The organism is Paenibacillus sp. J14, assembly GCF_000518465.1.
In the GTDB taxonomy this organism is placed as follows: domain Bacteria; phylum Bacillota; class Bacilli; order Paenibacillales; family Paenibacillaceae; genus Fontibacillus; species Fontibacillus barengoltzii.
The window spans coordinates 108,988-122,470 of the sequence record NZ_JADQ01000006.1 but is presented as its reverse complement, the minus strand read 5'-3'; the positions used below and the strand labels follow the sequence as shown (position 1 = coordinate 122,470).

Here is a 13,483-nt window from a genome sequence, read left to right as displayed (position 1 = left end):
AGCATCACTTTCGTGTTCACATACCTCCTGAGGAAGTTATTGCAACACCACATCCATACAATCCAGCTCTGCATCTAAGAGACTTGTCCCTGGATATTAATTGTATTTCAATATTTGTTTTACTTAACTAGCGTCTTTGTATTTTCTTGTACCGGTAATCTTATATCTGTAATTTCCTGAAAAAGTAGTTCCTCGATAACGCTTAATACTTTACTCTTGATAGTTCGAGCATTTTCACCAGTTGTTTGGATGATTTTACTAACCCTACTATATACTTCGAGTTTATCGATAAGCCCTTCACACTCGTTAGCAATTGAATCTATCTCCTTCATCGTTAACTCGTATATTGTTTCTTCAGAAAAGTCACTAAATTCGATAAATTTATCAATTCTATAAAAAATCGGTAGACCTAAACTCTCTTTGATCTCATTTATACTAGAAAAATTAGATGTCAGTATTATCAATAAGCCTGAAATATCAACATCATACGTCGCGTCACTAAAAACAGTATTATCAAACAAAGTGTAAAAGGCTGAATAGAAGTACTCTGGGCATTTATCAAGTTCGTCAAGAAATATAAGATTTGATTCTCTTTCCATAAGGTCGAATCCTAAACTTCTTCGATTCGGTCGGTCACCAAAAAAATAATAAGAATAAGCCTCATTTTTAAACATCGACAAGTGCTTTTCCATATATTTTCCATCAAAGAATTTTTTTGATATTTCCCTAACTAGTTCCGTCTTCCCTAAACTACTTTTACCATATAACATGATTACATAAGGCTTTTTTCTATTTACAGTTGTTAAATACCACATACTTTTACTTATTTCGTAAATTGCATTATTCTGTCCAATAATGCTCTGCGCGATAGAACCCATATTTTCTGAAAAATGCTCTGGTTGTCTGGTTATAGCATATTTCTCACTAATCCGGGTCAAATCAACTATTTCACGGTTGCATAAATCTTCAAGATATGTTTCTAACACTCTTGGAGGATTATGAATATATATAGTTGCATCATCTGTTGTCAGTTCTTCAATTAATGAGCCTAATCTATCGTGGGCAGATTCCACAATTCCATGATAATTATTATTTTTTAATATCATGGATGAAGCTTTAAATTGGTCTAGTTGATAATCTCTTTTCTTTATTTCATCAAAAATCCTAACTAATTCCAGAAAGTATTCCGCCCCTTCTTTGAACTCTTTAATTTGATCATCGAAAAAAGACTGTGAACCGATTATTATTTTGTATGTTCTTTTATCCACCTTGGATACCTCCTGTTGTAATACATGCATATACTACATCGAATAATTGAACTTTATTGGCACTGTTCCCTTTACTTATAGAATCACCATTTTTAATATCATCGTCGGTTGATATAGTTGGTGGGTATGCATCAGCAAGAGATTTATGATGACTGACCCCAGTAATAAAATTTTCCATTTTACTTATTTGTTTTAAGAAGTCAAATTTCTCTTTATCAAATTTTCCAACATCAATACAATATAATGTCATTCTTGTGGCCAACAAATCATTCCGTTTATAGTTACTAACGAAGGCAGAATTATTAAATCGAACATACCGCTGATCATCAACTTTATATGTATCATACCCATCATAATCGTCCATTACAGACTTAAACTCATTTATATCTACACCTTCCACACCTCCTTTAATAATTCGTAAATATCCTCCAGCAACCCTAAAAAAAGTTGATGAGTTTTCAATGTCGAAAATTAGCGTGTCCTTAATTTCTGTAAAGTGCAATTTTAGTTGTTCAAATTCAGAAATCTCAGTCGATGTAATTGTTGTAGAAGAATCTCTTTTAAACATAAATGATGCGTTAATTCTTCCTGAAAATAAAAAAGATAATCTATCCCAAAAAGGTACACTCAATTTAACTTTCGCCTCTACCTCAGCACTAGTTTCGATTCCCGTTGAGGATACAGAATCTAGCTTAGTTGTTTTTGAACCTTTATATTGCTCTTGAAGAATATTTCTTATCGTTTCTTTGTCAAAATATATTATCTTGTTAATACCTTTATTTTTTATCATTAACTCTAACCTCCATACCCATGAGTCCTCTTACAAATTAAATAGTATAATTTACCTATATTCATATACTACTATAAAATGGAATATTATGTAGAATAAAATATATATTGCTCGAAAATAAAGTAAATCTCTCTGTTGACAATACTGTGGAAGTCAAGTGACCTAACTGAATAAACATGCATACAACATGCTCTGTACTAATTCTAACCTAACCTTCTCTCTAAATTTTCACTTATTTACTCCTTCCCCCCACAAAACACCTCTACCATAACCAACGCCCCCATCCTAAAGCCCTGGACAAAAGCCTCCCTTATTACCATTGAATTAGATTCACCACTTAAATCTAAGATTTGCTCTAATTTGGCAAAGTCTCTATCCGAAAAACTTTCTTTAGCTTCCTGCATTAAATTTGAAATCTTTTTATTAAGTGGACGATAGTCGGGATCTGTAGGAACCAATCGTTCTTCAGGTCTCAGGTTGCCGTAGAATATATCTTCTACAATACTCTTCATACCTCTCTCCCTTTCAAGTGCTACGTTACTATATTCAAAATCCCTTGAAATATTTGGGATATGAATTGATTTTATGCGAAAAATGCATAAATCTCAATATGCATTTTTCGCATAGAGTAAACTTAGCATGGGTGATATATGAATGTATAAGCGAATCAGGGATTTAAGAATAGATAGAGATTTAACACAACATCAAATAGCTCAACTTTTAAATATTTCACAGGCAACCTATTCTCGTTACGAAAACGGAAACTTGGATGTTCCAAGCTCCGTTTTAATTAAATTAGCCAACTTCTACAACGTTAGTATCGATTACATTTTGGGTCAAACCAACATTGCTAAGCGTTCTTATGACAAGTAACTTAGTACTAATTAGCACTAAAACAAAGTTCACTTACTTTACTGGCATAGTAAATTTATAGGTTATTAACAAATGTCCCCGAGGTGAGCCCATGATCACAATCAGAGCACTGCAACCCAATGACTTCGAGTTTTTCACGGATATGCACTACGAGTCGATTCATATCCCGGAGGGGAAGCCGCCCAAGGATGAGTTGTTGAATGCGCCGCATCTGAAGAAATATCACGAAGGTTGGGGACGATCAGGAGACCGGGCTTTTGTCGCCGTGAAGGACGATCAACATGCCGGGGCGGTATGGTATAGACTGTTCAATGAAACGAATCCAGGGTTTGGTTACGTCGATAACGAAACGCCGGAGCTGGGAATTGCCATACATCCGGATTTTCGAGGAATGGGAATCGGGCGGCTTTTAATGAATGAAATCATCAAGCAAGCAGCGCTTGATGGATACCATTCACTGTCCCTAAGTGTAGATCCCACCAATACTCCAGCCGTGGAACTCTATCAGAAATTAGTTTTTACCTACTTCGGGATCTCCGGAACCTCCTGGACAATGAAACTGGATATTGCTCCAAAAACGAAACCCACGCCTTAATCCAAGACGTGGGTTTTCGTTTGCTCCCTTATTTCAACTTCCACAAGGCAGGTACATTCTCAGGCTCCCAGCCCGGAAGAGAGGTATGGGCTTGTAGGCAAATATAGATGTTTCCGTTGTAAGATACCTCGTCGTTAATATTGAAGGATACATAAGGTTGCCAAGGTTGGGCATCACCTGGAGAACCTGACGACGCCGTTGTCCCTTGAACTGTAGCTCCTGAGGAGACATTGCCGGCAGCATCTTTGGCTGTGACGGTAAATGTATACGTCGTGTTCGGTGACAAACCGCTAATGGTTGCCGTGGTATTCGTCGCATTTACACTTCCAGAGCCGTAGGAGATGGTATAACCAACAACCCCCACATTATCAGTGGAAGCGGACCATTCCAGCGTGATACTGTTTGACGTAACTGCAGTTACCCGAAGCTGACTCGGGGCAGTTGGCGGCGTTGTGTCAGGAGTTGGATTCGGATCTGGGCCAGGACCTGGGTTCGTCCCTAAATTGTCTAAATATGCACGATGAGACCGAGAAAATTCAAAATTCGCCGCCTTGTCCCAGTTGATGGACCAGGTCATCAGGCCTTTGAAGCTGGGATAACCTTGCGGTTGACGTAATGTATAGCTTCCGCCAAACGATTGACCTTTAATCAGATAATCCAATGCTTTGTGTACGTTGGCTGGTGTCGTGTATCCTCCTCCCGCTGCCGCTTGCGTCGCCGGAAGGCCGATGAGCAGTTGCTCCGGACGTAGGGCTGGGAACTTGTAGTTCGCATTACCGCCGACATTAAACCCTTGCAATAGCATTTCAGCCATCGCCACTTGGAAGTCAGCGGTACCTTGAACGTAGGATCGGCCGTCTAACGCGGTCATCGGACCGGAGTTATAATGCTGCACGTGGAGATAATCCAGTTGATCCCGAAAAGCGTAAATCACCGGCAGATATGCACCCCATGGCCCGCCGTAGGCTACATAACCGCCTTGAACGTAAGCCGTTTCCGGCGCCATCGTCAACATGAAGTCCGAACCGTAGCTGTTCAAAATTTCACGTACTCCGGAAATCAAATTTACGATTCTCGGAGTCGTCGGATTTCGAAAATCCGTATCTCCCCCGTTTAAGGACAAAGAGCTGCCTTCGAGATCAATGTCCAACCCGTCAAAACCGTAAGTATCGATAATGCTCTTCATCGTCTGAACAAAAGTCTGCCGGGCTTGCTCACTGGACAGATCCACGGTCCCATTAGCGCCGCCCACGGAAATGAGAACCTTCTTGCCTTTGCCTTGCAACTCACGGATATCCGCCTTGAAGTCGTTGATGGAAGCGTTATACGGCGTAAATGCCATATTCCCGCTAGCAGGTCCCCCGACGGGCTCTGCGAACGCAACCTGAATGACATCAAAATCCGGTGAAACATCCCGCAGCCGGATATTCGCAGATCCGTTATCGAAGTTATGCCAATATCCAACAAGTATTCGTTCTCCTGTTGCTCCAACTGGCTTGGCTGCAGCATACGCTAAGGTTGAAAACAGCGGCACCACAAGTATCAAGGCGAGCAACCAAATCTTTGTCCTCCTTAATAAACTGACCTGAACCATAATTTTCCTCCTTCACTTGAATCGTCAATCTCTCAAGTCCCATGAAGTGTGAGATTGCAATAGATATCTTATTTTACATAATCATCCATTTTACCTGCTAGATTTTAGATAATTTTTATAGATTATGAGAAAATAGAGACTTGAAGTTTTGAGGATTGCTGCGAAATCGAGGAATTCAAGAGAGATAATCTAGCATTTGACAGCTTGGCACCCCTGATATAAAATGAAGTCACATCCTTAATTTGCCATATCTTACTGACTTAAGGATGAAAGTTGATCCCACAATTTGAGGGCGCTGCTTTCCTGATCCTCCCTATCAGGAACAACCCCGTAATCTTCCGTTGAAGATTGCGGGTTTTTTTTGTTTTGTAGCGGCGGGAAAGGAGGAACCGAACGATCCTACAGCGGTTGGCTTAAATTTCAAATGAAGTCTATGTTCAGAACAGTAGAAAAAGCTGGAAAGGTGGTTTGATCTATGAAACCGTTTTTAAAAAAATCCATTATCACACTCCTTGCTTCCACCTGTCTCTTTACAGCATGGCTCATCCCTTCCATCGCCGTACCGACGGCGAGCGCCGCTCCCGATACGTCGGTTCTTAACAAGCAAAGCTTCTCTACCGATGTCATCTATCAAATTGTGACAGACCGCTTCGCGGATGGGGATCCTAGCAACAATCCATCGGGCGCGGCCTATTCACCCGGTTGTACAAATCTGAAGCTTTATTGTGGAGGAGACTGGCGGGGGATCATTAACAAGATTAACGAGGGGTACTTTGCCGGAATGGGTGTAAGCGCTTTATGGATATCTCAGCCGGTCGAAAATATTTACAGCGTCATTGACTACTCCGGTGTCAATAGCACATCCTATCACGGGTATTGGGCCCGCGACTTTAAACGAACGAATCCGGCGTTTGGCAGCATGAGCGATTTTCAAGAGCTCATTAACACAGCACATGCCAACAACATCAAGATCATCATTGATTTCGCACCGAACCACACCTCCCCTGCTTCGGAGACACAACCTTCCTTCGCCGAGAACGGTCGGTTGTACGATAATGGCAACCTGATTGCCGGCTACACGGGGGACACCAACGGAATTTTCCATCATAATCAAGGCACGAATTTCTCCTCGCTGGAGGATGGCATCTATCGGAATCTGTATGATCTGGCCGACATTAATCACCACAACAATGTAACGGATACGTATTTCAAAGATGCAATCAAGCTCTGGTTGGATATGGGGATCGATGGCATTCGGGTGGACGCGGTGAAGCATATGCCGGAGGGCTGGCAGAAGAACTGGGTTGCTTCGATTGCAGCATATCAACCGGTGTTTACCTTCGGGGAATGGTTCCTTGGCGTTGGCGAAAATGATCCGAACAATATCCGCTTCGCCAATGAATCCGGGATGAGTCTGCTTGACTTCCAATTTGGTCAAAAAGTCCGGCAGGTCTTCCGAGACAATACAGATACGATGTACGGCTTAAATAACATGCTGACTACAACAGCAGCCAACTACAAACATATCCATGACCAAGTCACGTTTATTGATAACCATGACATGGATCGTTTTAAGCTGGGCAACAACGACCGGCGATTGGAGCAAGCGCTGGCCTTCACATTAACGTCACGCGGCGTTCCGGCAATCTATTACGGGACAGAGCAATATATGACGGGCAATGGTGATCCGGCGAACCGAGGTTATATGAGTGGATTCTCGACTTCTACCACCGCATATCAAGTCATCGGCAAGCTGGCGCCGCTTCGCAAATCGAACCCGGCACTCGCCTATGGAAGCACGCAGGAACGCTGGATCAATCATGATGTATTTATCTATGAGCGAAAATTCGGCAATAGCGTAGCGCTGGTCGCCATTAACCGCAATACGACCACCGCCGCCTCGATCACTGGCTTGCAGACCTCACTACCAGCCGGTACTTATACCGACGAATTAAACGGACTGCTGGATGGCGGCAGTATTACGGTAAGTTCTACGGGATCAGTCCCCGCCTTTAACCTGCCGGCAGGGGCTGTTGCAGTATGGCAATTTGCAGCCAGTGAGTCCACACCGGTCATCGGTAATATCGGAACGGACATGGGTAAAGCGGGCACAACGCTGACGATCGATGGCCGAGGCTTTGGGAATACGAAAGGAACGGTCTTCTTCGGTACAACGGCAGTCACCGGTAACCAGATCGTGCAGTGGGAGGATTCTCAAATCCAAGTAAAAGTACCGGCGATCACTGCAGGTCAGTATGATATCAAAGTCCGCAACGCATCCTCCGTGGACAGCAACAGCTATAGCAGCTTTAACCTGCTTACAGGAGATCAAGTCTCGGTTCGGTTCATCATTAACAATGCCAACACCACGTTAGGTGAAAATGTCTACCTGACAGGCAACATCGCCGAGCTTGGCAACTGGGATCCGGACAAAGCGATTGGTCCGTTCTTTAACCAGATCATTCGAACTTATCCAACTTGGTACTTTGATGTCAGCGTGCCGGCGGGAACAACTCTGGAATTCAAGTTTATCAAAAAGAACGGGACATCCGTGACCTGGGAAGGCGGCTCCAACCACAGCTTTACAACGCCAACCAACGGTGTAGGCACGGTTGAGGTCGACTGGCAACCATAAGCAAGTTCATCTAACAACCAAATGAGCAGCTATGGATCAATTCCTTAGCTGCTCGTTTCTTATCTTTACGTAAATGCGCCCAACACCCGTGCCAATTGCACGGGTCTTATTTTTTATTTCACATGCAGTAACTTCTCTTCCTTCCGCAGCACATGACTGACCCCCCAACTGTGCATCGCGTCCAGAAGCGGCTCCAAACTTCTTCCATACTCTGATATCGAATATTCTACACGAGGCGGAACCTCGGGATAGACGATCCGTTCGATAATCCCCTCTTCCTCTAATTCACGCAGGTTCTGGGTCAGCATTTTTTGAGAAATGTCCGGCAGCTTGCGCTTAAGGTCACTGAATCTTTTTGTGCCTTCTTGCAACAACACCAACAGAATCATCGGTTTCCACTTTCCTACAATAATCTCCAATGCGTCACCGACGTGACAAAGCTCAGGTATCTTCTCCATAGCACAACCTCCTAGTTTCTTATTAGTTTCTTATAAGTAACTATACCACTAAAAAGTGCGTACTTACTATATTTTCGTAAGCTGATTATAATAAGCGCATAAGCAACATCACATCACCAAAAAATAAACAAGGGGTGAATTTCTCATGAACCAATATCGTATTGATCCCAGCAAAGGACTGGAGTTTGGCATATATACTTTGGGCGATCATGTGCCTGATCCCAAAACGGGAAAAAGCACTTCCCCACAAGAACGAATTCAACAAATTATCGAGTACGCTAAGCTTGCTGAACAAGCAGGTTTGGACTTCTTCAGTGTCGGAGAAAGCCACCAAAATTATTTCGCGACCCAAGCACACACGGTGGTGCTTGCTGCTATAGCTCAAGCCACAAGCAAAATCAAGATCGGCAGTACCGCGACGATTATCAGTACTTCGGATCCTGTTCGCGTGTATGAGGATTTCTCCACAATTGACCTCATCTCGAACGGCCGGGCAGAGATCGTGGCGGGGCGCGCCTCCAGAGTTGGACTTTTTGACTTGTTAGGTTACAATGTTCACGATTACGAGGAATTATTCGAAGAGAAATTCGATCTTCTGCGGTTGATTAATGAACAAGAGGTTGTCAACTGGAGTGGAGAATTCCGGGCACCGTTGCGAAATGCCAAGGTCATCCCACGTCCGCTTAACGGCTCCTTGCCGATTTGGCGGGCGGTTGGAGGAAGTCCAGCCAGTGCGGTTAAAGCTGGTTTCGCCGGCGTTCCAATGGTAATGGCACATTTGGGCGGTCCCGCTTCCGTCTTCAAACGGACGGTTGACGTCTATCGGGAAGCCGCCAGAAAGGCTGGCCACAACCCGGACGAACTGCCTGTCGCCACTGCAGGCTTCTTCTACGCAGCCGAAACGTCACAACAGGCCCTGCAGGAGTTCTATCCTTACGTCAACGAAAGCATGATGAAATCGAATGGCCAAGGCTTCCATCGACAACTGTTCATGCAAGGCAGCGACCCGCATCACATCATTAATGCCGGCAGCCCTCAACAAATTATCGAGAAGATCCTGTATCAACATGAATTGTTTGGTCATCAGCGATATATCGCCCAAATCGATCTTGGCGGTATGCCGTTTGATCAGGTGAAACGGAATATCGAACTGATCGGCACAGAAATCTTGCCAGCCATCAAGAAATACACGAAAAAATCTGAAGGAGGTAAATAATGATGAAAGTCGTTGGATTGTCCGGCACCATCGTAGGTTCCAAAACCAAAACTGCCGTGGATTACACTCTAAAAACGATAGCGGAAAAGTACCCCGGCACGGAAACGAAGCTGATTGATCTGGCTGAATATCAAGTTCAATTTAGTGACGGTCGTAACTATTTGGATTATGAAGGCGATACGGGGATGATCACCCGAGCGATCATGGACGCCGACGTTCTGATTATCGGTACACCAATCTTCCAGGCATCGATTCCGGGAACGCTCAAGAATATTTTCGATCTGCTTCCACAATATGCTCTTAAGGACAAGGTGGTTAGTATCGTGGCTACCGCAGGCTCATCCCGCCACTTCCTCGTACCTGAACAGCAATTGAAGCCGATCCTGACTTACTTGAAAGCACAATTAGTACAGAACTATGTGTTTATTGAGGAACAAGACTTCTACCGTAAAGAGATTGTGAACGATGATGTTAAATTCCGGATTGAGCGTTTAGCCGAGGATACCATGATGTTGGCTGAAACCTATGCCAATATCCGAGAGGCTGCCTATAACGAGTTATGATAGCAAACCAAAGACTGCGCATGAAAAAAGGCTGACGAATCATCGCCAGCCTTTTGTTATTTAATCCAAGCTTGCCGTATTTGCGAGCGGAAGCGCCGCTTCCTTGCGTTTTTTGGCATATTCAGCCGTAGCCGTAAACAGCACGTCGGAGGAGGAATTCAGCGCCGTTTCGCACGAATCCTGCACGACCCCGATAATAAACCCTACCCCTACAACCTGCATCGCGATGTCGTTCGAAATCCCAAACAAGCTGCAAGCCAGAGGGATCAGCAACAGCGAACCGCCGGCCACACCGGAAGCTCCAGCAGCAGAGATTGCCGACAGAACGCTGAGAATTACCGCAGTACCGAAGTCCACCTCAATGCCTAACGTATGGACAGCTGCCAGCGTCAGGACCGATATCGTGACCGCTGCGCCCGCCATATTGATCGTCGCTCCCAATGGAATGGATACCGAATACGTATCCTTATTCAGTCCCAATTTTTCACTGAGACGCATATTCACAGGAATATTCGCCGCAGAGCTGCGGGTGAAGAACGCCGTGATCCCACTCTCTTTCAAACAGGTGAAAACGAGTGGATACGGGTTCCGACGTATGTTGATGTAAACGATCAGCGGGTTGACGATCAACGCGATGAACAGCATGCAGCCCACCAAAACCACCAACAGCTTCCCGTAATCCAGCAACGATTCCAATCCACTTACCGTAATGGATTCATACACAAGTCCCAAAATTCCAAACGGTGCGAATTGAATAACCCACTTGACGATTTGCGAAACAGCGTCGGAGGCGTGTGTAAGCAAGCTTTTGGTCTGATCGCCTGCGCCTTTCAGCGCTAGACCAAGCAGGATCGCCCAAGCCAAAATACCGATATAATTGGCATTCATCAAGGCATGGACCGGATTATCCACCACATTTAGCAGCAGACCTTTTAGAACCTCGACGATGCCTCCTGGCGGCGTTAAGCCTTCCGTAGCCCCTGCCAAGGACAGGCTGACCGGAAACAGGAAACTCGCAGCCACAGCGCTAGCCCCAGCCAAAAACGTACTGACTAAGTACAACACGAGAATCGACTTCATGTTGGTTTGCCGCCCTTTTTGATGGTTCGCGATCGCAGCCATAACCAATAGCAGCACCAGTACCGGCGCTACGGCCTTTAGAGCGGACACAAACAGCGTCCCTAGGAGCGCTATGCCGCTGGCTTGGGGCACGATCAACGCCAAGAGGATCCCCACCACCAAGCCAACAAGAATTCGCTTCACAAGACTGATTTCATTCCATTTCTGTAAGATTGCCTTCATGTTTCTCCCCCGTATGTTTATGATGTCGCATCAATGCATAGCGATAGTATACCACGTATTATGGACATCTGTCCTCTGAGTGGAAACATTTGTGCAATACTTTTCACAGATTGTCAGAAAATTCAGGCGAAAGAGCCAGATGAAGACGATAATTCTCCAATTGGATCTCCGTCTCCCGCCCTAGCATGAGTTGGGCCAGCTGTGCGCCAATATACGGCCCCATCGTTAATCCTGAAGCTCCTAGGCCGTTGGCCGCATAGATCCCCTTCCATTCAGGTACCGTCCCGACGACCGGAAGAAATCCTGGTGTGAACGGACGAAACCCCACTCTCGCTTCCAAAAAACTGCCGTCCGCCAACCCCGGTGCCACCGACAGCGCCTTGTTGATCACTTCTTGCAAACCGCCCGCCGTCACACGGGTATCATAACCCTGCGGATCGTTTTCATGGGTTGCGCCAATCACAATCCGGCTGTCATCGAACGCCAGAATGTACTGATCTCCCGGCGGCATTACGACAGGCCAATGCTCGGTTGCAACGTCCGGCAGTGACAAATGAACAATTTGGGCTTTCTGGTAAGTGACCTGGAAGTCCAAACCTAGCGGAGTGAACAGTTGACGCGCCCATGCCCCGGCGCAAACGGCAACCGCATCAGCGTTGATCTCTTCCGTGCCGACGCGCACCCCGTTGACGGTGTTGCCGTCATACAGAAGCGAAGCTTCGCCGCGGACGATCGTCGCCCCATGCCGTACCGCTGCCCTCAGAAGCGATTCGCGGAGCGCACGCCCGTCAACGCGGGCGGCACCGCTCACATACAGGGCGTAGAACCCCTCATCCAACGGAGGAAACAACCGCTTTACTTCGTCCGGTTCAAGCAATCGAATCTCTCCCATCTCCGGGGCTTCTTGTCTACGGTCGACGGCCAGCTTCTCCAAGGCGACCAGCTTTTCGCGTTCCCGATGAAGACGCAGCGCCCCAACTCGAGCATATCCTGTATCGTACGCTCCTTCCGCCTCGAGTTCATTGATTAAGGACTCGTAATAATGCGCGCCCGATTTGGCCAAGCTATACCAAGCTTTATTACGCCGTTGTGAGATCCAAGGACATATTATCCCGGCGGCAGCGTCAGTGGCTTGTCCAGGCCCCCCACAGTCGACGACCGTAACCTCGGCTCCCAGCTTAGCCAACTGATATGCGGTTGAAGCCCCGAGAATCCCGGAGCCGATAACTATCATCTTTTTCACGTTAAAAGCCTCCCTTGCCTCCATTATAGTTTAAATTGAAACCATCACGGCATACCTTCGTAACAACCAATATGGCTCTAAAAAAAGGAGGACTCCCTATGATTATGACTACCACCCCAACCATTGAAGGATCTCCGGTCAAACGTTATCTTGGGATCGTGACCGGAGAAGTGATCATGGGCGCGAACGTGGTCCGCGATTTTCTAGCTTCGATCACCGATATCGTCGGCGGCCGTTCCGGTGCTTACGAGAACAAGCTTCAGGAAGCCCGAGACACCGCCTTCGCCGAAATGTCTGACCAAGCATCGCGCCTTGGCGCAAATGCGATTATCGGTGTCGATATCGATTACGAGGTCATTCGAGAAGGCATGCTGATGGTATCTGTCAGCGGAACCGCCGTCGTTGTATAGTCTCTGGAAAAAAATCAAAAACCCGCAAATTTGCGGGTTTTTGTGTGTTCCTGATTAGAATCGTTCATCTTTACTTGGTTATAATAACTTTGTCATAAATACGCTGTTCGGATCCTCGACATAATCTGCAAAGGGATCACAATACGTAAACCCAAAGCTCTCGTACAATTTACGGGCCGGAGCAAAAGCCTCCATCGAACCCGTCTCAAGGCTGATCCGCTGATAACCGCGTCGCACAGCCTCTTCAAGGATATGCGCCAGCATTTGCTTGGCAACGCCTTTCCCACGGTGCGGGATCGCAGTTCGCATCGATTTAACCTCACCGTATTCGCGATTCAGCTCCTTAAGCGCACCGCATCCCGCGAGCTCGCCATCGATCCAGGCGCTCCAAAACGTGACATCCGGCTGCTTCAAACCGTCTACATTTAACGCGTGGATGCTTTCAGGTGGAGAGGATTCCGCCATGTTCGCCAAGTGCTCGCCAATAAATGCTCTAATTTCAGGTCCGCTTAAATCATCCACTGTGATGGTGATCA

Annotated in this window: 14 protein-coding genes; 6 read left to right on the top strand and 8 right to left on the bottom strand. The window is 45.9% G+C overall.

From position 1 onward, the window contains the following. Window positions 1-119: 119 nt before the first annotated feature. From M891_RS23200 to M891_RS0102795, 3 genes are all read right to left on the bottom strand, one after another. Window positions 120-1,268, bottom strand: a complete 1,149-nt coding sequence (locus tag M891_RS23200; RefSeq protein ID WP_016311982.1) for an AAA family ATPase — start codon at window positions 1,266-1,268, stop codon at window positions 120-122. Continuing rightward, window positions 1,261-2,058: a DUF6414 family protein gene (locus M891_RS0102800; RefSeq protein WP_016311981.1), complete on the bottom strand. Its 798-nt coding sequence runs from the start codon at window positions 2,056-2,058 to the stop codon at window positions 1,261-1,263. The genes M891_RS23200 and M891_RS0102800 overlap by 8 nt, the downstream gene beginning before the upstream one ends. 236 nt (window positions 2,059-2,294) lie before the next feature. Next, window positions 2,295-2,570 (bottom strand): DUF6809 family protein, encoded by a 276-nt coding sequence (locus M891_RS0102795; RefSeq protein ID WP_016311980.1) that lies wholly within the window; start codon window positions 2,568-2,570, stop codon window positions 2,295-2,297. A 142-nt stretch (window positions 2,571-2,712) separates the two neighbouring features. Here M891_RS0102795 and M891_RS24800 point away from each other — a divergent pair, with 142 nt between their 5' ends. Both M891_RS24800 and M891_RS0102790 read left to right on the top strand, forming a co-directional pair. Next, window positions 2,713-2,931 carry a helix-turn-helix domain-containing protein gene (locus M891_RS24800; RefSeq protein WP_084628800.1) on the top strand — a complete coding sequence of 73 codons (219 nt, stop codon included), beginning with the start codon at window positions 2,713-2,715 and terminating at the stop codon, window positions 2,929-2,931. A 91-nt stretch (window positions 2,932-3,022) separates the two neighbouring features. Then, the gene (locus M891_RS0102790; protein ID WP_028537744.1) at window positions 3,023-3,526 is read left to right on the top strand and encodes a GNAT family N-acetyltransferase; all 504 of its coding nucleotides are present in this window, start codon (window positions 3,023-3,025) and stop codon (window positions 3,524-3,526) included. Window positions 3,527-3,554: 28 nt separating this feature from the next. Here M891_RS0102790 and M891_RS0102785 read toward each other — a convergent pair whose 3' ends face one another. Continuing rightward, window positions 3,555-5,120: a carbohydrate-binding protein gene (locus tag M891_RS0102785; RefSeq protein WP_028537743.1), complete on the bottom strand. Its 1,566-nt coding sequence runs from the start codon at window positions 5,118-5,120 to the stop codon at window positions 3,555-3,557. A 475-nt stretch (window positions 5,121-5,595) separates the two neighbouring features. Here M891_RS0102785 and M891_RS0102780 point away from each other — a divergent pair, with 475 nt between their 5' ends. Then, window positions 5,596-7,755, top strand: a complete 2,160-nt coding sequence (locus M891_RS0102780; RefSeq protein WP_028537742.1) for an alpha-amylase family glycosyl hydrolase — start codon at window positions 5,596-5,598, stop codon at window positions 7,753-7,755. 113 nt (window positions 7,756-7,868) lie between these two features. Here the strand turns inward: M891_RS0102780 and M891_RS0102775 are convergent, their stop codons facing one another. Continuing rightward, window positions 7,869-8,213, bottom strand: coding sequence for a winged helix-turn-helix transcriptional regulator (locus tag M891_RS0102775; protein ID WP_016311976.1), 345 nt, complete (start codon window positions 8,211-8,213; stop codon window positions 7,869-7,871). A 145-nt stretch (window positions 8,214-8,358) separates the two neighbouring features. Between M891_RS0102775 and M891_RS0102770 the strand changes: the two genes are divergently transcribed. Together M891_RS0102770 and M891_RS0102765 are read left to right on the top strand one after the other, a co-directional pair. Further along, window positions 8,359-9,429: an LLM class flavin-dependent oxidoreductase gene (locus M891_RS0102770; RefSeq protein WP_028537741.1), complete on the top strand. Its 1,071-nt coding sequence runs from the start codon at window positions 8,359-8,361 to the stop codon at window positions 9,427-9,429. A 2-nt stretch (window positions 9,430-9,431) separates the two neighbouring features. Beyond that, window positions 9,432-9,992, top strand: a complete 561-nt coding sequence (locus tag M891_RS0102765; RefSeq protein ID WP_028537740.1) for an NADPH-dependent FMN reductase — start codon at window positions 9,432-9,434, stop codon at window positions 9,990-9,992. Between the two features lie 60 nt (window positions 9,993-10,052). Here M891_RS0102765 and sstT read toward each other — a convergent pair whose 3' ends face one another. Together sstT and M891_RS0102755 are read right to left on the bottom strand one after the other, a co-directional pair. Then, window positions 10,053-11,294 (bottom strand): serine/threonine transporter SstT, encoded by a 1,242-nt coding sequence (gene sstT / locus M891_RS0102760; protein WP_028537739.1) that lies wholly within the window; start codon window positions 11,292-11,294, stop codon window positions 10,053-10,055. Window positions 11,295-11,397: 103 nt separating this feature from the next. Continuing rightward, the gene (locus tag M891_RS0102755; RefSeq protein WP_028537738.1) at window positions 11,398-12,537 is read right to left on the bottom strand and encodes an NAD(P)/FAD-dependent oxidoreductase; all 1,140 of its coding nucleotides are present in this window, start codon (window positions 12,535-12,537) and stop codon (window positions 11,398-11,400) included. 98 nt (window positions 12,538-12,635) lie between these two features. Here M891_RS0102755 and M891_RS0102750 point away from each other — a divergent pair, with 98 nt between their 5' ends. Continuing rightward, window positions 12,636-12,947 carry a YbjQ family protein gene (locus M891_RS0102750; protein WP_016311971.1) on the top strand — a complete coding sequence of 104 codons (312 nt, stop codon included), beginning with the start codon at window positions 12,636-12,638 and terminating at the stop codon, window positions 12,945-12,947. A 78-nt stretch (window positions 12,948-13,025) separates the two neighbouring features. Here the strand turns inward: M891_RS0102750 and M891_RS0102745 are convergent, their stop codons facing one another. After that, window positions 13,026-13,481 (bottom strand): GNAT family N-acetyltransferase, encoded by a 456-nt coding sequence (locus M891_RS0102745; protein WP_028537737.1) that lies wholly within the window; start codon window positions 13,479-13,481, stop codon window positions 13,026-13,028. Window positions 13,482-13,483 lie beyond the last annotated feature (2 nt).

Excerpts from the sequence above, each read along its gene's own strand:
- M891_RS0102800 (WP_016311981.1), bottom strand. The coding sequence starts at position 2,058 with ATGATAAAAAATAAAGGTATTAACAAGATAATATATTTTGACAAAGAA.
- M891_RS0102795 (WP_016311980.1), bottom strand. The coding sequence starts at position 2,570 with ATGAAGAGTATTGTAGAAGATATATTCTACGGCAACCTGAGACCTGAA.
- M891_RS24800 (WP_084628800.1), top strand. The coding sequence starts at position 2,713 with ATGTATAAGCGAATCAGGGATTTAAGAATAGATAGAGATTTAACACAA.
- M891_RS0102790 (WP_028537744.1), top strand. The coding sequence starts at position 3,023 with ATGATCACAATCAGAGCACTGCAACCCAATGACTTCGAGTTTTTCACG.
- M891_RS0102785 (WP_028537743.1), bottom strand. The coding sequence starts at position 5,120 with ATGGTTCAGGTCAGTTTATTAAGGAGGACAAAGATTTGGTTGCTCGCC.
- M891_RS0102780 (WP_028537742.1), top strand. The coding sequence starts at position 5,596 with ATGAAACCGTTTTTAAAAAAATCCATTATCACACTCCTTGCTTCCACC.
- M891_RS0102775 (WP_016311976.1), bottom strand. The coding sequence starts at position 8,213 with ATGGAGAAGATACCTGAGCTTTGTCACGTCGGTGACGCATTGGAGATT.
- M891_RS0102770 (WP_028537741.1), top strand. The coding sequence starts at position 8,359 with ATGAACCAATATCGTATTGATCCCAGCAAAGGACTGGAGTTTGGCATA.
- M891_RS0102765 (WP_028537740.1), top strand. The coding sequence starts at position 9,432 with ATGAAAGTCGTTGGATTGTCCGGCACCATCGTAGGTTCCAAAACCAAA.
- sstT (WP_028537739.1), bottom strand. The coding sequence starts at position 11,294 with ATGAAGGCAATCTTACAGAAATGGAATGAAATCAGTCTTGTGAAGCGA.
- M891_RS0102750 (WP_016311971.1), top strand. The coding sequence starts at position 12,636 with ATGATTATGACTACCACCCCAACCATTGAAGGATCTCCGGTCAAACGT.